The organism is Ruegeria sp. O5, from assembly GCF_056535105.1.
This window is the reverse complement of record NZ_JBQERN010000018.1, coordinates 19116-39512: the sequence shown is the minus strand read 5'-3', so window position 1 is coordinate 39512 and position 20397 is coordinate 19116. Positions and strand designations below refer to the sequence as shown.

The 20397-nt window shown below is 58.9% G+C and carries 18 protein-coding genes; 4 read left to right on the top strand and 14 right to left on the bottom strand.

What is annotated here, in order from left to right:
- From ACR0M3_RS17095 to ACR0M3_RS17080, 4 genes are all read right to left on the bottom strand, one after another.
- Complete coding sequence (locus tag ACR0M3_RS17095) at positions 1–2178, bottom strand: heavy metal translocating P-type ATPase (protein WP_480911837.1); 2178 nt, start codon at positions 2176–2178, stop codon at positions 1–3.
- Positions 2179–2181: 3 nt separating this feature from the next.
- Positions 2182–2640, bottom strand: coding sequence for a FixH family protein (locus ACR0M3_RS17090; protein ID WP_209507766.1), 459 nt, complete (start codon positions 2638–2640; stop codon positions 2182–2184).
- Positions 2641–2642: 2 nt separating this feature from the next.
- Entirely contained in the window at positions 2643–4070 is a 1428-nt protein-coding gene (ccoG, locus tag ACR0M3_RS17085) for a cytochrome c oxidase accessory protein CcoG (RefSeq protein ID WP_267363520.1), read from the bottom strand.
- Between the two features lie 102 nt (positions 4071–4172).
- Positions 4173–5048: a LysR family transcriptional regulator gene (locus tag ACR0M3_RS17080; protein ID WP_480538843.1), complete on the bottom strand. Its 876-nt coding sequence runs from the start codon at positions 5046–5048 to the stop codon at positions 4173–4175.
- 100 nt (positions 5049–5148) lie between these two features.
- Between ACR0M3_RS17080 and ACR0M3_RS17075 the strand changes: the two genes are divergently transcribed.
- On the top strand, positions 5149–5307 hold the full coding sequence (locus ACR0M3_RS17075; protein WP_480484690.1) for a hypothetical protein: 159 nt from the start codon (positions 5149–5151) through the stop codon (positions 5305–5307).
- A 152-nt stretch (positions 5308–5459) separates the two neighbouring features.
- Here ACR0M3_RS17075 and ccoP read toward each other — a convergent pair whose 3' ends face one another.
- The 4 genes from ccoP to ccoN are packed head-to-tail and all read right to left on the bottom strand — an operon-like array spanning position 5460 to position 8870.
- Entirely contained in the window at positions 5460–6323 is an 864-nt protein-coding gene (gene ccoP / locus ACR0M3_RS17070) for a cytochrome-c oxidase, cbb3-type subunit III (protein ID WP_480484689.1), read from the bottom strand.
- Positions 6320–6505, bottom strand: a complete 186-nt coding sequence (locus ACR0M3_RS17065; RefSeq protein WP_267363526.1) for a cbb3-type cytochrome c oxidase subunit 3 — start codon at positions 6503–6505, stop codon at positions 6320–6322. The genes ccoP and ACR0M3_RS17065 overlap by 4 nt, the downstream gene beginning before the upstream one ends.
- Before the next feature lie 12 nt (positions 6506–6517).
- Entirely contained in the window at positions 6518–7246 is a 729-nt protein-coding gene (gene ccoO / locus ACR0M3_RS17060; protein ID WP_209507754.1) for a cytochrome-c oxidase, cbb3-type subunit II, read from the bottom strand.
- A gap of 16 nt (positions 7247–7262) precedes the next feature.
- Positions 7263–8870 (bottom strand): cytochrome-c oxidase, cbb3-type subunit I, encoded by a 1608-nt coding sequence (gene ccoN / locus ACR0M3_RS17055; RefSeq protein WP_480508578.1) that lies wholly within the window; start codon positions 8868–8870, stop codon positions 7263–7265.
- Between the two features lie 201 nt (positions 8871–9071).
- Here ccoN and ACR0M3_RS17050 point away from each other — a divergent pair, with 201 nt between their 5' ends.
- The gene (locus ACR0M3_RS17050) at positions 9072–9911 is read left to right on the top strand and encodes a universal stress protein (RefSeq protein WP_480508576.1); all 840 of its coding nucleotides are present in this window, start codon (positions 9072–9074) and stop codon (positions 9909–9911) included.
- Positions 9912–9951: 40 nt separating this feature from the next.
- Here ACR0M3_RS17050 and ACR0M3_RS17045 read toward each other — a convergent pair whose 3' ends face one another.
- Positions 9952–10206, bottom strand: coding sequence for a GlsB/YeaQ/YmgE family stress response membrane protein (locus ACR0M3_RS17045; RefSeq protein WP_209598278.1), 255 nt, complete (start codon positions 10204–10206; stop codon positions 9952–9954).
- Between the two features lie 73 nt (positions 10207–10279).
- Positions 10280–11023 (bottom strand): transcriptional regulator FnrL, encoded by a 744-nt coding sequence (gene fnrL / locus ACR0M3_RS17040; RefSeq protein ID WP_267363531.1) that lies wholly within the window; start codon positions 11021–11023, stop codon positions 10280–10282.
- 61 nt (positions 11024–11084) lie between these two features.
- On the opposite strand from fnrL, the gene hemN reads away from it, so the two are divergent.
- Both hemN and ACR0M3_RS17030 read left to right on the top strand, forming a co-directional pair.
- Positions 11085–12440, top strand: a complete 1356-nt coding sequence (gene hemN, locus ACR0M3_RS17035) for an oxygen-independent coproporphyrinogen III oxidase (protein WP_480911834.1) — start codon at positions 11085–11087, stop codon at positions 12438–12440.
- Positions 12441–12650: 210 nt separating this feature from the next.
- Positions 12651–14579 carry an elongation factor G gene (locus tag ACR0M3_RS17030; RefSeq protein WP_480774316.1) on the top strand — a complete coding sequence of 643 codons (1929 nt, stop codon included), beginning with the start codon at positions 12651–12653 and terminating at the stop codon, positions 14577–14579.
- Between the two features lie 24 nt (positions 14580–14603).
- Here the strand turns inward: ACR0M3_RS17030 and ACR0M3_RS17025 are convergent, their stop codons facing one another.
- The 4 genes from ACR0M3_RS17025 to ACR0M3_RS17010 are packed head-to-tail and all read right to left on the bottom strand — an operon-like array spanning position 14604 to position 20285.
- Entirely contained in the window at positions 14604–16181 is a 1578-nt protein-coding gene (locus ACR0M3_RS17025) for an ABC transporter ATP-binding protein (protein WP_480911831.1), read from the bottom strand.
- Complete coding sequence (locus ACR0M3_RS17020; RefSeq protein WP_480488877.1) at positions 16178–17284, bottom strand: ABC transporter permease; 1107 nt, start codon at positions 17282–17284, stop codon at positions 16178–16180. Before ACR0M3_RS17020 ends, ACR0M3_RS17025 begins: the two co-directional genes overlap by 4 nt.
- On the bottom strand, positions 17285–18379 hold the full coding sequence (locus ACR0M3_RS17015; protein WP_209507735.1) for a microcin C ABC transporter permease YejB: 1095 nt from the start codon (positions 18377–18379) through the stop codon (positions 17285–17287).
- Between the two features lies 1 nt (position 18380).
- A complete protein-coding gene (locus ACR0M3_RS17010) occupies positions 18381–20285 on the bottom strand; it encodes an extracellular solute-binding protein (protein WP_480911828.1) in 1905 nt (634 codons plus the stop codon).
- Positions 20286–20397: the final 112 nt, after the last annotated feature.

Sequence of the window (20397 nt, the reverse complement as noted above, 5' to 3'; positions counted from 1 at the left end):
TTACCTCAGCCGCAATGCGTTCAGCGATACGGTAATCGACGAGGTCGACATCGCCAAGGCCGCGATCAGCGGTGTCGCCAGTCCGATCACGGCCAGCGGAACGGCAATCACGTTGTAAACGGTTGCGATCTGAAAGTTCTCGCGGATGCGACGGGTGGCCTTGATGGCCGTATCGCAGGCATCCGCGATGGGCAGAAGGTCATTGCCCAGAAGAACGATGTCCGAGGCAACCCGCGCCGCATCCAGCGCCGAGGCCGGAGAGATCGACACATGTGCCGCCGCCAAAGCAGCCGTATCGTTCAGGCCGTCCCCCACCATCAGAACTTTGCGGCCCTGGCCCCTGAGGTCCTGAATGCGCTGTGCTTTGTCCTGCGGCAAAGCCTCGGCGACCCAATCCGTTATTCCCAGCTTCTCGGCCAATGATTGCACGGCACCCATCGAATCCCCTGAGATCAGCAGCACGTGCTTGCCTGACGCGCGCAACGCTTCCACTGCCTCGTCCGCGCCCGGACGCAGCGCGTCCGAGAAACGGAATGCTAGGGGCGCATCGTCGCCAATTGCAAGCCAGGCGGACGTTTCCGCGCCCTGCTGTGCGCCAACCCATGCGGCCCGGCCCAAACGAACAGGTTGACCGCGGTATTCCCCTTCGGTGCCGTATCCCGGCACTTCGGTTATGTCCCGAACATTTGCAGGTTTGATCCCGGCCTGTCGCGCGGCTTTGGCCAATGATACCGACAAGGGATGCGCAGAGGCCTCGGCCAGGGCCAGCGCAACCTCGACCTGTGCGCGGGTGTGATCGCCAAGATTGACCAGTTCCGGCGCACCCGAGGTCAGCGTGCCCGTCTTGTCGAACACCACGGTGTCGGTCTCGGACAACCGTTCGAGCGCGGTTGCGTGCTTGATCAGCATACCCTTGCGGAACAACCGGCCCGAGGCAGCGGTGGTCACTGCCGGAACAGCCAGACCCAAGGCGCAGGGACAGGTGATGATCAGAACCGCCGCGGCAATGTTCAGAGCGGTGCGCAAATCGCCCGAATAGATGTACCACCCCACAAAGCTGAGCGCCGAAAGGATGTGGACACCGGGCGCATAAAGCTTGGCGGCCTTGTCGGCCAGCGAGGTATAGCGGGACCGCCCCGATTCTGCGATGGCCACCAGATCCGCCATCCGGTGCAGCGACGTATCCTGACCCACTGCTGTGGCGCGCAGGGTCAGCGGACCTGTCAGGTTGACCTCGCCCGCGCTGACCAGCTGGCCGGCTTCGGCAAATACCGGCAAGGTTTCCCCCGTCAACAGCGAGCGGTCCAGTTCGGACTGACCAGACACGATCTGACCGTCCACCGGCATTCGGCCACCGGGGCGCACAAGGATCAGATCACCGACCTTCAGATCGGCCACCGCAACTTCGGCCTCCACCCCGTCCACGATGCGGATCGCGCGCGGCACTTCCAGAGCGGTAAGCTCTTCTGCGGCGGATCGGGCTGCGGCGCGGGTGCGGTAGTCCAGATACCGGCCCGCCAGCAGGAAGAATGTCAGGGTCAGCGCGGCATCGAAATAGGCGTGCTCTCCGCTCAGCGCGGTCTCCCACAGGGATGTGACCAGCGCCAGCAGGATCGCCAGCGTGATCGGCACATCCATGTTCAGCCGCCGCACCCGCAGGGCGCTCCAGGCGTTGGCAAAGAACGGTTGAGCCGAGAAGGCAATGGCAGGCAGCGCGATTGCAGCGGAAATCCAGTGGAACATGTCGCGCGTCGCGTCTGTTGCACCGGACCAAACCGACACCGACAACAGCATCACGTTCATGGATGCAAACCCGGCGACGGCCAGTCGCATCAGCAGGTCACGTCCCGCCTTGTCCGCCTGTGTTGCCGACAAAGCGCCGGGGTCAAGCTCATGCGCTTCGAAACCTGCCCGTTCAAGCACCGGGATCAGATCGGCCGCGCGGGTATCCGGCGCGGCTTTGATCATCGCCCGTTTCAAAGTCAGGTTGACGCGCGCGTCTTCGACACCGGGATGGGCGTTCAGTTCGCGTTCGACCGTCGCGATACAGGCCGAGCAGTGGATGCCCGGCAGCGACAAGGCGATCTGCACATCGTCCGGAATCGGGCGCGCGGGCTCTGCCGGGGTTGCCAGACACCCCGGACAGGCCGCCGTACCGGATGAAAGCTGCGCCGTCATCGGCTACCCTTTCACATACAGCGGAACGCGCTGCGAAAACTCGGCACCACTGCCGTCACGCGCGACCAACCGGATGTTCCAGTTGCCCTTGCCCAGCGTGGCAGGCGTGGCATAGGCCGCGCCGTCAAAGGTGAAATCCGGTGCGAAATCGTCCCGCACATGGGTCGCGCGGCCAACCACCGCCTGCAATTCGCTGACCTGAACCGGCGCGCCGGTCGCGTCCGTAATATGCAGGATCAGAAGACCACCTTTGGTTTCTGCGCGAACCGTCCAGCCCAATGCCTGCTGCTCTTTCAGGCGATCGTTGAACTCCTGGCTGGCAACGTAGGAATTCTTGACCTCCAGCCCGGGAAACGTTTTCACCGCATTATAAGCCAGCACGAGGTTCACCGCGATGATCACGCCAAAGGCACCGACAAACACCGCCAGAGCGTGCTTTCCGGTGAATTTACGTTCGGCCATGATCAGTTCCCCCGTCCGTTGAACGTGGTGTCTTTGTAAGCGCGTTCGCCGCTGCTGAGGTCTTCGACCCAGATCCGTACAGGTGTCGCTTCTGCTGCCGCCGGACCGCTGTCACGGGATGCCACGATATATACACGGGTCAATTGTGCCGTATCCGCCGTGACATTCACAGTATCGATCTTGGTTCCCTCAATTTCCAGTCGCATCGACGGATCGCCCGCCAGAGACAATTTGAACAGGCGGTCCTCACCGTGCTTGTTGCGCAGTCTGACGTCATAGGTGTTCCGAATGGTGCCATCCGACAGGGTGACAAAGGTCGGGTTGCGCACGGGCGCTACGGTCAGATCGATGTCAGAGCGAATGAACAGGGCGAACAGCAGCGCAAACCCCACCAGTGACCACAACGAGGTGTACAGGATCGTACGGGGCCGGAAGATGTGTTTCCAGACATTCTTGGGCGGCTGGCCCGAGCGTTCGCGCGGCTCGTCGCTGAGCGCCATATAGTCGATCAGCCCGCGCGGTTTGCCGATCTTGGCCATCATGTCATCACACGCGTCGATACACAGGGCACAGGTGATACATTCAAGCTGCTGACCATCCCGGATATCGATCCCAACAGGGCAGACATTCACGCAGGCCATGCAGTCGATACAATCCCCCAACTCGGAATCAGCTGTCCGCTTGCCTTTGCCGCGCGGCTCACCACGCCATTCGCGGTATCCCACGACCAGCGTGTCTTCGTCCATCATCGCGGCCTGAATGCGCGGCCAAGGACACGCGTAGATACAAATCTGTTCGCGGGCGAACCCGCCGAAGAAGAAGGTCGTACCAGTCAGAACCAGCATCGTCGTGTAAGCGATGGGATGCGCGTTACCCGTCACAAGATCGCGGAGCAGCGTCGGCGCATCCGCAAAATAAAACACCCAGGCGCCGCCGGTGGCCAGACCGATCAGGAACCAGGTCACCCATTTCGTCACCCGGAGCCGTGCCTTGCGGAAATCCAGCTTTTCCTGACGATGCAGGCGCAAACGGGCGTTCCTGTCGCCTTCGATCCAGCGCTCGACCAGAATGAAAAGGTCAGTCCAGACCGTTTGCGGGCAGGCATACCCGCACCAGACCCGCCCCAGCGCAGATGTGAACAGGAACAGACCCAGCCCCGCCATGATCAGCAGGCCCGCCACGAAATAGAACTCGTGCGGCCAGATTTCGATCCAGAAGAAATAGAAGCGCCGGTTTGCCAGATCCAGCAGCACGGCCTGATCCGGCAGGCTGGGGCCACGATCCCATCTGATCCAGGGCGTTACATAGTAAATGCCCAGTGTCACGATAAGGATGATCCATTTCAGGTTCCGAAATGGCCCGGAAACGCGTCTTGGAAAGATCGGTTCTCGTGCGGCGTATAGGCTGGGGGTGGGGTTGGAATCGCTCACAGGCTGGCTCCGGTACTGGCTCTTCTGAGTGTGTGTTCTTCCAGATCACGCGCATAGCAACTTTGACATGGGTCAAAACGCGCATCGTACAGACACCTTTTATCACATTTCCCGTGCCTGACGCCTCAACCACGTCACAAATGTCTTTACTGCGGGTCTAAGTGCCGAATTTGGCGTCACAATATGGTAACCGCGCGTATCCGGCTCTGCATAAAGCTCGACAATACGACCGGCCTTGATGTCCGGCTCGACGAAATGTCGCACTGTGACAGTGACCCCCTGCCCGGCCCTCAGCCCGTCCAGTACCAGGTTTCCCGGCAACTCGGTGCGCCCGGCGCCGCGTTCGGGACCAGCACCATGTTCGGCCAACCAGGTCGTCGCCTCGGTGGTTCCGATTTCCTCAAGCCAGGGCAGCCGGGCCAGCTCGGTCGGAGTCCATGATGTCTTTTCCCCCAGCAGTTTCGGGGCGGCGACGATGACCACGGGCGACTGCAACAGCATTTCAGATTGCACACCGGTCCAACCGCCGGGGCCGTACCGAATGGCAATATCGATCCCACCCGGTCGCAGTTCGACAATTTCCGCAGTAGGATCGAGGATCAGGTTCACCTCGGGGTGGGTTTCGCGAAAGGCAGGTAGGCGCGGCATCAGCCATGAGGCTGCAAAAGAAGATGTCAGCGACACGTGGACCGGGCGATCCTGACCAGACCGCGCCAAATCCCCCACTGCCACCTCGATCGCGCCAAACCCCAGTTGCAGGGCTCGGGCCAGGTGCTCGCCATCGGCGGTCAGGGTCAGGGCCTTGCCCGTTCGATCCAGCAAGGCAGCACCCAGGTGTTTCTCAAGTACACGCAACTGCTGGCTAATTGCCGCATGGCTTACGTTTAACGCAGCCCCAGCTTCGACGACGTTGCGCTTTTCAGCAAATGCCGCAAACGCCCTCAGCGCGGCCAACGGGGGAAGCGACAACCAGTTCATATGTAATCCTGACTTACACTATGGAATGGTATTTGAGTCGCATTCAGCACCGCAAAGGTCAATCTTTATTGCAGAGATACCCTTGCAGAGGAGACCAACCATGCTGACCGTTTTTGCCAGATCTTTCATGACCGCAACCCGGATCAATGCGCCGCATATTCGCGATGCGCCAAAGCCGGGTCACCGCAAACGCCGTTGGCTGCCGGAAGGTCATTGGTGGATTAAAAACCCGCGCGAGGTGGATCCGAGCAACTTTTGACGCAAGGAACAGTAAACCTGAATCTGGACCACAGGTTTAAGTGGCCTTATTGTGGGAAAAAAGCACCGGCTGTTCAGGAAACGCGCGAACAGATGGAACAGCCGGTGCCCCAGCCTTCGGGCGGCGAACCGCCCGAAGGTGTTCTTTAGATCTTACTGACCGCCACCCAACTGGTGGACATAGGCAGATACGGCGCGAATCTGCGCCTCGGTCAGGCGGGTATCCCAGTTCGGCATGACGCCAAAGCGGCTGTAAGTTACGGTTTCCGTCAGCGTTTCTTCGCTGCCACCGTAAAGCCAGATCGCGTCAGTCAGGTTCGGCGCACCCTGGAAGATATCACCTGTGCCATCCTCGCCGTGGCAGGCCGCGCAGTTGTCTTCGAAGACAACTTTGCCTGCCTGCGCTGCCGCATCGTCGGTCTGGGCATTGCTCAGCGACATGACGTACTGGACCACCTGCGTGATTTCGTCGTGTTCGAGGATTTCGCCAAATGCCGGCATCTCGGAATAGCGCGCATCGTCGCTTTCTTCGTTCCGGACACCGTAGCTGACGGTGTAGACGATGTCGTCCAGCGTTCCGCCCCACAGCCAGGCATCATCCAGCAGGTTCGGGAAACCCGGCGCACCCTGCGCACCCGAACCATGGCATTGTGCGCACCAGGTCCGGAACACCGCACCGCCCGAGTTCACGGCATATTGCTGAAGCTCTGCATCCTTAGAGATGTCTTCCAGCGAAGTTTCCACCAGCTTGGCGTTCCAGGGCGCGTTTGCCTCTTCGAAGGCAACCATGTCCTGCTGTACGTTTTCACGGGTTGACCATCCCAGCACACCGGCTGTCGCGCCATGGACCAGGGGCCAGGCCGGAAACATGATCGTATAGATCACGCCCCAGAAGATGGTGGCGTAGAAGGTCCATAGCCACCAGCGCGGCATGGGGTTGTCGAATTCCTCGATTCCGTCCCAGCTGTGCCCGGTTGTATTAGGATCGCCCGGCTGTTTATCAGGTGTCTTGCTCATTGCCGCGCCTCCTTGGGTGTGGCGGGTTTGTCTTGGTGCCGGAAGGGGATGTTGGCGGTGTCCTTGTATTCCTTGCTGGCACCGGGGCGGAAAACCCAGATCACGATGCCAACGAAGAAGACAAACAACACAAGCAGCATCCAGCTATCCGCGAACTGTCGAAGAAGTGTGTATTCTTCCATCACACCCTCCTGTTAACGGCTTGCATCCGGGGTAAAGGTCGAGAAATCGACCAGCGTACCCAGCATTTGCAGATAGGCGATCAGCGCATCGGCTTCGGTCAGTTCAGGCTGACCATCGAAGTTGCGCACGTTGACCTTGTCACCGTACCGCTCCAGCAGACCGTCGTAGTCACTGTCAGGATCGGCCTGCGCGCTGAAATCGGCAACCGCGTTTTCCAGCATCTCCTCGGTATATGGGGTGCCGACAACCGCATTGGTCGCCATGATGTCACCGATATACTTGCCGTCGATCTTGCGATGTTCGAGGAAGCCGTATTTCGGCATCACCGATTCAGGCACCACAGACTGAGGGTCGCGCAGGTGGTCCATCTGCCACTGATCAGAATAGCGGCCACCGACACGCGCCAGATCAGGTCCGGTACGCTTTGATCCCCACTGGAACGGGTGGTCATACATCGATTCAGCCGCCAGCGAGTAGTGGCCATAGCGCTCGACCTCGTCCCGCATCGGGCGGATCATCTGGCTGTGGCAGACATAGCAGCCTTCGCGGATGTAGATCTCACGCCCTGCCATTTCGAGAGGGGTGTAAGGGCGCATGCCCTCCACCTTCTCGATGGTGTTCTCAAGATAGAACAGCGGGGTGATCTGCACCAGGCCACCGATGGTCACGACCAGAAAGCTGAAGATCAGCAGGAGGGTCGCGTTGGTCTCGAGGATCTTATGTTTGTCGAGAATTGCCATTGCTCCGGCCCTCCCTCTATTCAGCCGGGACCGCGACGGTCAGGCTGGCCTCTTTGGCCGGCGCTTTCCGCACAGTCATCCACAGGTTGTAGCACATGATCACGGCGCCAGCGACGAACATCACGCCACCCAGAGCACGCACCACATACATCGGGAACTTGGCGGCCACGGTGTCAGCGAACGAGTTCACCAGGAAGCCGTTTGCATCCACTTCACGCCACATCAGGCCTTCCATGATACCGGTGACCCACATCGACGCGGCATAAAGCACGATGCCGATCGTGGCGAGCCAGAAGTGCCAGCTTACCATTTGCAGCGAGTACAGACGCTCGCGTTTCCACAGGACAGGCACCAGGAAGTACAGTGCACCAAAGGTGATCATGCCGTTCCAGCCCAGCGCGCCAGAATGCACGTGACCAATGGTCCAGTCGGTGTAGTGGCTGAGACTGTTCACAGCACGGATCGACATCATCGGACCTTCAAAGGTGGACATGCCGTAGAAGCCGACCGAGATGACCATCATGCGGATGATCGGATCGGTGCGCAGCTTGTCCCAGGCCCCCGACAGGGTCATCAGACCGTTGATCATACCACCCCAGGACGGCATCCACAGGATCACCGAGAACACCATGCCCAGCGTCGACGCCCAGTCAGGCAGCGCGGTATAGTGCAGGTGGTGTGGACCGGCCCAGATATACAGGAAGATCAGCGCCCAGAAGTGGATGATCGACAGCTTGTACGAAAACACCGGGCGTTCGGCCTGTTTCGGGATGAAATAGTACATCATGCCAAGGAAACCCGCGGTCAGGAAGAAGCCCACAGCGTTGTGGCCATACCACCACTGGATCATGGCATCCTGCACGCCCGACCAGACGATGACCGATTTCGAACCCCAGATGCTGACCGGGATGGTCATGTTGTTGACCAGATGCAGCATGGCGACGGTGACGATAAAGGCCAGATAGAACCAGTTGGCCACATAGATGTGGGGTTCTTTCCGCTTGATGATCGTACCCAGGTAGACAGCCAGATAGGCGACCCAGACAATGGTCAGCCACAGATCGACATACCATTCAGGTTCGGCATATTCCTTGGACTGCGTTCCGCCCAGCACATAGCCGGTCGCGGCCAGCACGATGAACAGCTGATAGCCCCAGAACACGAACCACGCGAGGTTGCCGCCCCAAAGCCGCGCCGCGCTGGTACGCTGAACCACGTAGAACGAGGTTGCGATCAGTGCGTTGCCGCCAAAGGCAAAAATGACTGCCGAGGTGTGCAACGGACGCAGACGACCAAAGTTCAGATAACCCTGCGCCCATTCGAAGTTCAGCACCGGAAACGCCAGCTGAAACGCGATAAAGGTCCCTGCAAGGAACCCAATCACGCCCCAAAAGGCGGTTGCGATCACGCCATAGCGGATCACGCCATCCATGTATTCGCCCGAGCGGTCGATCTGAATATCTGGCTCGTCAGTGTTTCGAAGCGTCCAGATGAACAGGCCACCGGCGATGAGCATCACCAGCAGCGCATGTACCTGATACGCCAAATCGCGTGCATAATTGGTTCCGATCGCTGCAAACAGCGCGATCAGACCAAGCACGATCAGCTTGATGTAATTCGACATATTGCGTCCCTTTGCCATGCTCCGCACGTTTTTGATTCTTGTGACGCGCGAAACCCATTTGACTGGCTGCCGTTCTGAAGCACGGCCACCTTCATTGCTTTGATCTGTATCAAGACAGTCCAGCGTTTTCTATGACACGCATGGTAGTAGAAAAGGGCTAACAGGTCACATGAGACCAATTGCCCGAAACATGAGGTCAAAATGGCGTACAAATCTCTTCTCACAGTCATGACCGAAACGCAGACTGCACAGGCTGCTTTGGCGCAGATTGTGGCCCTGGCCGAGGCTCAGGATGCCCATGCCGAAGTCCTGTGTCTGGGCGTCGATCGCAGTCAGACAGGTTACTATTATGCGGGTGCCAATGCTTTGATCGTTCAGGAAACGCTGAACCGGGCCAATGCCGAGGCAAAGGATTTGCTGGCCTTTGCCAATGACTATCTCGGCAAATCCGGTGTGCGTTGGTCCGCCGAACACGGCGTTGCACAAATTGCCGATATCGGGCGCCACGTCGCGCACCGGGCCCGGTTTTCCGACCTTGTGATCCTGCCACATCCGTATGGTGAAGGTCGCGGGGCCGAGGCCGAACCCATTATCGAAGCGGCCATGTTCGAAGGACATTGCCCGGTTCTTGTAGTTCCCGACAGCGGCGCGCCGTTGAAAGCCCCGGGCAACATCATGATCGCCTGGAACGAAAGCGTCGAGGCCATGTGCGCCATCCGGCGGGCCCTGCCCTTCCTCAAACAGGCCGAGATCGTCCGTATTGTGGTCATCGACCCGCCACAGCATGGGCCGGACCGGTCAGACCCGGGTGGGATGCTGTCCCAGATGCTGGCCCGTCATGGTGTCAAATGCGAGATCGACGTGCTCAGCAAGACCATGACCCGAGTCTCGGATATCCTTAATCGCCACGCGACGGATACCGAATCGGACATGATCGTGATGGGCGCTTATGGCCATTCCCGCTTTCGCGAAGCCATTCTGGGAGGGGCGACCCGGAACATGCTGGAACAATCCTCGGTTCCGGTGTTCCTGGCGCACTGACCCAATCAAGTTAAAAAGCCGCCTCGACAGGCGGCTTTTTTCACCCCCGGCGGATGAGGCCGATCAGGAACAACAGGATCACCGCCCCAATTGTCGCGAAAAGGATCGACGAGAACAGGCCCCCTCCAACGGAAAAACCAAGCGCCGGAAAGATCATGCCCGACAGGAACGCGCCTACGATGCCGACGATGATGTTGCCGATCAGGCCGAACCCACGGCCTTCCATGATCTTTCCCGAAAGCCATCCGGCGATTGCGCCAATGAACAGCATTGCCAACAGACTGCTGAACCCCATGCCACACTCCTATGTTAGTACGTGAACCGACCGGCTGGTCGCGGTAAGCGAACTCTGCCGAACGAAAGACTGGTCAGACCAGAAACCCGCCATCGGAATCGTCGCCTGCTTCTTCCATGAGTCGCCCAAGATCGGGGATGGTCACGTGACGTTTGCCTTCCAGTAAGATCAAACCGTCCTTTTTCAGAGCTGAAATCTGGCGGCTGACCGTCTCAAGCGTAAGTCCCAGATAATCCGCCATGGCTTCTCGGGTCAGGGGCAGATCGAACACGATCGGTCCTGACAGGCCCTTTTGACCAATCGACGCATCCCGCCGGGCAATGATCGAAATCAGGCTGGCAATCTTTTCGCGCGCTGTCTTGCGACCCAGAACCAGCATCCATTCGCGGGCGGCGTCAAGCTCGTCCAATGTCATCTGCAGCAGGCGATGCGCGATGTGAGGCGTTTCGTCCATCAGCTCTTCGAATGGTTTCTTGCGGAAACAGCACATCACGACATCCGTTGTCGCCTGCACATCGTAAGGCGCAACGTCGCGCCCCGGGCGACCGACGAAATCGCTGGGCAGAAGCAGGCCGACCATCTGGGTGCGCCCGTCTTCCATGGTTTGCGTCAGCGAAGCGATCCCCGATACGACCGAGCCGACGAAATTCATCTGGTCACCCGACCAGATGATGGTCTGACCCGCCTCGAAACTGCGGTAATATTTAATGCCGTCAAGCGCTTCCAGCTCGTCCGCGTCACAGCGGGCACAGACCGCGCGATGTCGTATCGGGCAGTCTTCGCAATTTGAGTGATCGAACTGTGCTTTTATTGTCATCTGCGTTTCCACTTGATCTCCGTCAAAGCACCTAAGTCGCCTGCCCCCTAAGGGTATCGTCATGATAGTGAAACCACAATTGGCAAAGCTTGGACTTTTTGACGCGAAAGTACCGCGTTACACAAGCTATCCCACAGCGCCCCATTTCAACAATGACGTGGGGGCGGACATGTTTGGCGACTGGATTTCGGGAATCAAACCCGGCAGCGCCATATCCCTTTATATCCACGTCCCGTTCTGCCGCAGGCTGTGCTGGTTTTGCGCCTGCAGAACGCAAGGCACACAAACCGACAATCCGGTGATTGCCTATGTGGATGTTCTGAAAGCCGAGCTGGACCTGCTGGCGGCGCGCCTGCCCGCGGGTGTGGTCCTGTCGCGCCTGCACTGGGGCGGCGGTACGCCAACGTTGCTGAATGCCCAGCTGATGCGCGATCTGGCACAGCACATTCTGGGGATCGTCCCCATGGGGCCGGACGCCGAGTTTTCGGTTGAAATCGATCCGAACGAGATTGACGAGGCGCGTCTGGATGCGCTGGCAGAGGCAGGCATGAACCGCGCCTCGATTGGAGTGCAGGATTTCGACGATGAAATCCAGAAAACCATTGGCCGCATTCAAAGCTACGATACAACGCGCGACGCGATCGACATGATCCGCGCACGTGGCATTGCCAGCCTGAACGCGGATATCCTTTACGGGCTGCCCCATCAGACCAAGGCCCGGATGACGGAAAGCGTGCAGAAGCTTTTGTCGCTCAGCCCGGACCGCGTGGCGCTTTATGGGTACGCCCATGTGCCGTGGATGGCCAAACGGCAGCAGCTGATCCCGTCGGACGCACTGCCAACGCCCGAACAACGGCTGGAACTGTTCGACACCGCCCGCCGCCTGTTCCTGTGGGACAACTACGCCGAGATCGGCATCGACCATTTTGCCACGCAGGATGACGGGCTGACCCAGGCCCTGCGCGCGGGTCGTCTGAAGCGGAACTTCCAGGGTTATACCGACGATCAGGCCGATGTGTTGATCGGTGTCGGGGCCAGCTCGATCTCGCGCTTTCCACAAGGCTATGCGCAGAATGCCCCGGCCACATCCGCCCATACAAAAGCCATCCGCAACGGGCAGTTTTCGACATCCCGCGGGCACCTGTTCAAAGGTCAGGATATTCTGCGCGCCCGTCTGATCGAAGCGCTGATGTGCGATTTCCGGATCGATTCGGCTGAAATCCTGCGCGATCACGATATCTCGGCCGCAGCGCTGAATGAGATGTATCGTGCCGCCAACGCCTCATTCGACGGGCTGCTGCAAATCAGCGAGGAAGGGCTGTTCATCCCCCCCGAGGCGAGGGCGCTGACCCGGATGGTTGCCCGCAGCTTCGACGCATACGACCTCAGCAAAGCCGGGCACAGCTCGGCGATCTGACCTTTTTTTCGGGCAACATTCAGCCCGTTGAGTACAAAACACATCGGGGGCTTGACGCACGCCTGCGGTTTTTTCCACACTCAAGCTGTGGGGTGATGTTTCGCCCTGCGGCCTGAGGCGGGCAAATTACAGACAGTCCTAGCTGACGCGACTGCGTCGGACGGCCCTTTTCGTGCAGCCATTCTGCAACCTGAAAGAGGGACAACACTCATGCGCGTATTCACCGTCCTCGGGCCCAGCCAGTCGGGCAAATCTACCCTGGTCGAGGCCATCAGCCGCCTCGACGGGCGCCCGACCACATTCGATGTTTCCGGAACCGTGCACTTGCACGGTTTTTCTTACCTGGACGAGCCCTGGTGCGCGATCGATGTGGATGGGGGTGGCGATTCCCTCGCTTATGTCGGGCCTGCCATGGCAATCTCGGATGCAGCCGTTATCGTGGTACCGCCCGATCCAAATGCCGCCGTGCTGTGCGCGCCTTATCTTCGGCTGGTGGAAGAGGCGGGCATTCCCTGTTTTCTTTTCATCAACCGCATGGACAACCCCAATGGCCGCATCCGCGACATCATCGCGGCGCTGCAAACCTATTGCACACATCACATCGCCCTGCGTCAGGTCCCGATCCGCGAGGGGGACACGATCATCGGCGCGGTCGATCTGATCTCGGAGCGGGCGTGGAAGTATCAGGAGGGCCAGCCGTCGGCCCTGATAGAGCTGCCTAAATCTGTCGAGGATCGCGAGCAGGAAGCCCGGACCGAGTTGCTTGAAACACTTTCCGATTTCGATGACCACCTGCTGGAACAGCTGATCGAAGACAAACAGCCCCCAAGCGATGAGGTTTATGAGCTGGCCGCGCAGGTTTTGCAGAATCATCAGTTGATCCCCGCCTGTCTGGGCGCCGCAAGCCACGGCAACGGGCTGACGCGCCTGATGAAAGCGCTGCGTCATGAGGCCCCCGAGTTTGATATCGCCGCCGGACGGGACGAGGCCGCCGAAAGCGCCCGTGCCATCGCGGGATTTGCGGATGTCAAAAAGCATATCGGAAAGATCATCGTTCTGCGCGGCCTTGGGGACGGGGTAAAAGCGCATGAGGCGTTGGGCGGTGAAACCGTCGGCAACCTGACAACACTGGACGCCAAGACCCAGATCGCCACGCTGGAGGCCGGGCAGATCGGACTGGCGGTCAAATCCGATCACCTCAACCCCGGATACATTTATGACAGTTCCTCTGCGACGGAACTGCCGGAATGGGCGTCCTCTCATCCGGTTGCGCATCGTCAGGTCGTCTCGCCCGCGCATGAGCGGGACGATGTGCGCCTGTCAAACGCCCTGAGCCGTCTGGCCGAAATCGATCCGGGCCTGCACCTGCAACAGGATGAGATGAGCGGCCATTCGATCCTCGGCTCGCAAGGTCCGCAGCATATGCGCCGCGTGACCGCCAAGCTGGCCGAGGATTTCGGGATCGAGATCGAGGCGGAACAGGTGGAAACCGCCTATCGCGAAACCATCCGCGCAACGGTTGAGCATCGCCATCGCCATCGCAAACAGTCCGGCGGCGCGGGGCAATTTGCAGATGTGGTGATTTCGGTCGCGCCTTTGCCGCGCGGATCGGGGTTCCAGTTCGATGAGGTGGTCAAGGGCGGTGCCGTTCCCAAGAACTACATCCCGTCTGTGGAACACGGGGCCAAGGACGCATTGGAACAAGGCCCCGAAGGCTTTCCCGTAGTTGATGTCAAAGTGACCCTGAGCGATGGCAAACACCACAATGTGGACAGTTCGGATTATGCCTTCCGGACCGCAGGCAAGAACGCCGTGCGAGAGGCATTGCCACAGGCCAAACCTGTCGTCCTGCAACCGATCCTGAGCGCCGAGATACACCTGCCCTCGGCTTTTGTGGGCGATCTCGTACCAACGATCAGCACCCTTCAGGGGCAGGTTCTGGGATTTGAGGGCAACCCGAATGCAACGGGCTGGGAGATATTCAATGCCCAATTGCCCGCCGTTGCCGAGGACGAGCTGCACCGAACCCTTGCCAGCGCCACGCGCGGGACCGGGTGGGTCAAGCTGAGCTTTGATCACTACGAGGAACTGCGCGGGCCTGTGCCCCAGTCATCGGCGCGGGAAAAGGCCAGCGCCTGACGCGCGACACCGGGCGGGCTGTTCTCAGCCCGCCGCTGCGATCAATTCGCGGGTATAGTCGGTCTGGGCATTTTCGAACAAATCCTCGGCCGTGCCCATTTCGACCACATCGCCGTTTCGCATGACAATCACGTTATGCGACATGGCCCGGACCACTTTCAGGTCATGGCTGATGAACAGATAGGCCAGCCCGTATTTCTGTTGCAGATTGCGCAGCAGATCGACGATCTGAACCTGAACGGTCATATCCAGCGCGCTGGTTGGCTCGTCCAAGACCAGCAGTTTGGGCCGCAGAACCATCGCGCGGGCAATGGCGATGCGCTGACGCTGACCGCCGGAAAACTCGTGCGGGTATCGATCCATCGTTGCCGGATCAAGCCCCACTTCGGTCATCACCTCGGCCACAAGTTCGCGTGGCGCGCGGTCCGGGTCGACTTTGTGAATGGCCAGACCTTCCGCAATGATCTGCTGGCAGGTCATCCGCGGGCTGAGGCTGCCAAACGGGTCCTGAAACACGATCTGCATGTCCTTGCGCAACCGGCGCAGTTCCCGCGTGGACCATTTGCGCACGTCCTGATCGCGAAAGGTGATGCCACCCTCGGACGCAATCAGCCGCATTATGGCCAGTGCCAGTGTGGTCTTGCCCGACCCGCTTTCGCCAACAATCCCCAACGTCTCACCCGCGCGCACGCTGAGGGTCGCGTCGTTCACCGCTTTCACATATCCAACCGTACGCTTCAGAAACCCGCGCTGGATCGGGAACCAGACCTTAAGGTGGTCGGTGCGTGCGACCTCTTCCGCATCTGTGGCAACGGGTTCAGGCTGACCCGACGGTTCTGCCGCCAGTAGTTTGCGGGTATAGGGGTGCTGCGGGTTTTCGAATATCTCGGCCGTCACGCCGGTCTCGACAATCTCGCCGTCTTTCATCACACAGACCCGGTCGGCGATGCGGCGCACGATGCCCAGATCATGAGTGATAAACAGCATCCCCATGTTTTCCGATTTCTGCAATTCAGCCAGCAGCTCGAGGATCTGCGCCTGAATGGTCACATCCAGTGCCGTTGTCGGCTCATCCGCGATCAGGATGTCCGGTTTGTTGGCAAGGGCCATGGCGATCATCACCCGCTGCCGCTGACCGCCCGACAACTGATGCGGATAGCTGTCCAGCCGGTCTTGAGGATCGCGGATACCGACCTTGGTCAGCAATTCGACAATCCTGTCCCGTGCCACATCACCAGCCACACCCTGATGCAGGGCCAGCGATTCAGCCATCTGTTTCTGGATCGTGTGCAAAGGGTTCAGCGATGTCATCGGCTCTTGAAAGATAAAGCTGATGTCGTTGCCCCGCACATCCATCAGACGTTGTTCCGAGGCGCCAATCATCTCTTGCCCGTCATAGGTGACCGAGCCTTCGACCAACGCGCTGTCGCCCAGCAGGGAAACGGTCGATAACGCCGTCACGGATTTTCCTGATCCGGATTCACCCACCAGCGCGACGGTTTCCCCGCGGTCCACGGTGAAGGACACGCCTTTGACCGCCGCGTTGATCTGCCCATCCTGACGGAACGAGACCTTGAGGTTTTTCACATCCAGCAAGCTCATGAGAAGGTCTTTCTGGGATCAAACGCATCGCGCACGCCTTCGAATATGAAGACCAGCAGCGACAGCATGATGGCAAAGGTGAAGAAGGCGGTGAAGGCCAGCCATGGGGCCTGCAGGTTCTGCTTGGCCTGCAAGGTCAGCTCTCCCAGCGAGGGGGCCGAGGATGGCAGGCCAAAGCCCAGATAATCCAGCGAAGCCAGCCCGCCGATGGTTCCGGTGACGATGAACGGCATGAAGGTCAGCGTGGCCACCATCGCATTGGGCAGCATATGGCGGAACATGATCGTCATGTTGCCCACGCCCAGCGCCCGCGCGGCGCGCACATATTCAAGGTTCCGCGCCCGCAGGAACTCGGCGCGCACCACACCAACCAGCCCGGTCCAGCTGAACAGGATCATCAGCGCGACCAGCAACCAGAAACTTCGCCCCAGCACCGCAAACATGATGATGATGACATAAAGCGACGGGGTTGCGGACCAGATCTCGATGATCCGCTGAAAGATCAGGTCCAGCCACCCACCAAAGAACCCTTGTATGGCGCCCGCGAAAATCCCGATAAGGCTTGCCGCGCCCGTCACAAGCAGCGTGAACAGGATCGAAAGGCGAAAGCCGTAAATCACGCGGGCCAGCACGTCGCGCTTGGTATCATCGGTACCCAGCAGGTTCTGGCCGTTGGGCGGCAGGGGCGCCGCGCCGGGCCGATCCACCGAGGTATTGAAGGAATAGGGGATCAACGGCCAGAGCGACCAGCCGCGTTCAAAACCCTCGGCCTGGAATGTACCGGCGTCGATCTGTTCGATGATGCCTTCGGGATCGTCGAAACAGTCTTCCAATCCACCGCTGTCGATAAGGCACTGAACCTCGGGGTCGCGATAGATCGCTTCGGTCTGGAAATCACCGCCAAATTCGGTTTCGGCATAGAAGTTGAAAACCGGCGTAAAGTACTCTCCCCGATACTTTACAAGGATGGGTTTGTCGTTGGCGATGAACTCGGCAAACAACGACAGGCCGAACAATACCGCGAAGATGATCAGCGACCAGAAGGCCCGTCTGTTGCGGCGGAAATTGCTCCAGCGGCGCTGGTTTAGCGGGGAAAAAGCCATTTACCCCTCCCGCTTTTCAAAATCGATGCGCGGGTCGACCAGCACATACATCAGGTCGCTGATGATGCCAACGACCAGCCCCATCAGACCGAAGATGAACAGCGTGCCGAAGATCACCGGGTAATCGCGGGCCACGGCGGCCTCGAACCCCAATCGGCCCAAACCATCCAGCGAGAAGATCGTCTCGATGATGATCGACCCGCCAAAAAACACCCCGATGAACACGGCCGGGAACCCTGCAATCACGATCAGCATCGCGTTGCGGAAGACATGACCATAGAGAACCTTGCGCTCGCTCAGCCCTTTGGCACGGGCGGTCATGACATACTGTTTCTTGATCTCATCCAGAAACGAGTTCTTGGTCAGCAGGGTCAGCGTCGCAAAGGCAGATATCGTCAGCGCAATCGTCGGCAGTGCTATGTGCCAGAAATAATCCGTGATCTTGCCAAAGAAACTCAGGCTATCCCAATTGTCCGACGTCAGGCCGCGCAGCGGGAAGATTTGCCAGTATGACCCGCCAGCAAAAAGCACCAGCAGCAGGATCGCAAACAGAAAGCCCGGAATAGCATAGGCCACAATAATCGCCCCGCTTGTCCAGGTATCGAATTGCGATCCATCCTTGACCGCCTTTCGAATACCCAGCGGGATCGAGACCAGATAGGCAATCAGGGTCGACCACAGCCCCAGCGAGATCGAGACCGGCATCTTTTCTAGCACCAGGTCGATCACACTGATCGAGCGGAAATAACTCTCGCCGAAATCAAACGTCAGATAGTTGCCCATCATGATCAGGAACCGTTCAAGCGGGGGCTTGTCGAAGCCGAATTCTTTTTCCAGCTCAGCAATAAACTCGGGCGGAAGGCCGCGTGCGCCGACATATTTGTCGTCGAAGACACCGCCCGCCGGTTCGGAACCCGCTCCGGCGTCGCCCCCACCGGCGAACCCGGCGAACACGTCACCCTGACCTTCGATTTGCGCGATGATCTGTTCGACCGGCCCGCCAGGTACGAACTGGACCAGCGTGAAGTTGACGATCATGATACCCAGAAGGGTCGGAATGATCAGCAATAAGCGTCTTAGTATATAGGCGCCCATGTTATCGCAGCGCGCCTTTCGCTTTCAACGCAGCCTGTTTTTCCGGATTGATCCACCACAGATCAAGATAACCCAGCGAATAGGGCGGCAGGTTTTCCGGGTATTCGTACATATCGTAATATGCTGTCCAGTATTCTGCGATGTATCCCACGGGGATTACGAAAAACTCGTACCGCAAGGCGCGATCCAAAGCCATCAACGCCGTGTCCTGATCGGCCTGATTGTCAGTCTCAAAGGACGCTTCGATGATTGCGTCGACCAAGGGACTGGCCAGACCTGCCGGATTGAACAGGCTAAAGGCCGCTTCTTCCGATCCGTACATCTGGCTCAGACCGCCCCCGGTAGACAAGAACGATCCGTAGCGCGTGGAATAGACCATGTCATAATCCCGCTCGCGGCTGCGCAACGTGTATTGCGCCGGATCCACTTTCTCGGTCGAGGCATCCACCCCGATGGATTGCAGGTTCTGGACATAGGTTTCGATCATCGTTGCAGTCGAGGTCGGCAGGTTTGAAGGATATGGAATATTCACCTTCAAAGTCTGCCCTTCGACATTGCGACGAATATTGCCTTCACCGACGGACCAGCCTGCCTCGTCCAGCATGTTGGCAGCTTTGCGCAGGTTTTTTCGGTCATTCAGGCGTGCAGGGTTTGATTCGTGCGCCACAACAGCGGGTTCCGTCAGGACATCTTCGGGAACGACGTCGCCAAGCGCCTGCAGGAACGCCAGCTCCGTCCCTTCGGGCAGGCCTTGCGCCTCGATCGGGGTTCCTTGCGTGAAAGAATTCCGCGGCGTGTTAAGGCCGAACAACAATGACTCGTTCGTCCATTCGAAATTGAAGGCCAGGGCCAGGGCCTTGCGGACATTCTTGTCGGCAAATTGCGGCTTTCCAAGGTTGAAGACAAAGCCCGAAGGTGTCGGCGGGCTGCCATCCGCGATCTCATCCCGAATAACTGTGCCTTCATCCAGCTTTGGGAAATCATACCCGGTCGCCCAAAGCTTAGGGTCACTTTCGATCCGGAATGTGTATTCACCCGCCTTAAAACCCTCGAACGCTGCCGTCTGATCGGCGAAATACTCAACCCGGATTGTATCGAAGTTGTTGCGCCCGACATTGAAAGGCAGGTCCTTGCCCCAATAATCGTCCCGGCGTTTGTAAACGATGCGGCGATTGATGTCGTAGCTGTCGAGCTTGTAGGGGCCAGAGCCCACCGCCACTTCCAGCCGCGGTTCATCCAGCCGCCGTGTCTCATCCGCCTCGAACCATGCTTTTGAGAAAACAGGAGTTGAGCCGACGGTTTCGATCAGGCTGCGGCGGGTGACTTCGGGATTGAAGGTAAATTTTACGGTATGGTCATCCAACGCCTCGGCTCCTGTCACCATACGGCCAACGGCCTGCGCATAAGACGGCAGGCCCTGTTCGATGAACAAACGGTGGCTGTAGACAACATCTTCCGCCGTGACAGGCGTGCCATCCCAAAAAGTTGCTTCGGGGCGCAAATGGAAAATGACGAAATTGCGCCCTTCGTCATATTCCAGACTTTCCGCAACTACGCCGTAATACTGCCCGACACTGTCTTCGGTACTTTCAAACAGACGGTCATATTGCAATGTGGTCAGCGCACCGGCGCGCCCTTTGCGTGAATAGGGGTTGAGAGAATCGAACGTTCCAGAGGCTGCCAGCGAAAGCTCGCCACCCTTGGGGGCGTTGGGATTCACATAATTCAGATGCGAATAATCCGCCGGGTAATCCAGATTTCCGAAATACGAATACCCGTGACTGCGGGTGACGCCTTCATCCAGCGCCTGTGCTGCATGCGGAGCAATCAGAGCGGCGCAGAGCCCCAAAATGCCAACCCATGGCCTTACCTCAAGATCACGTGCAGCAGGCATCAGGGATATCATATTGCTCATCCTCTCGGTCATTGTCACCGTCAATGTCGTAACCGCTAGCTAAAGTGCCAGCACGTGCAGATTCAAGTTTAGAATGCGTGAGCACTTTGTGAAGGTTTCTTCA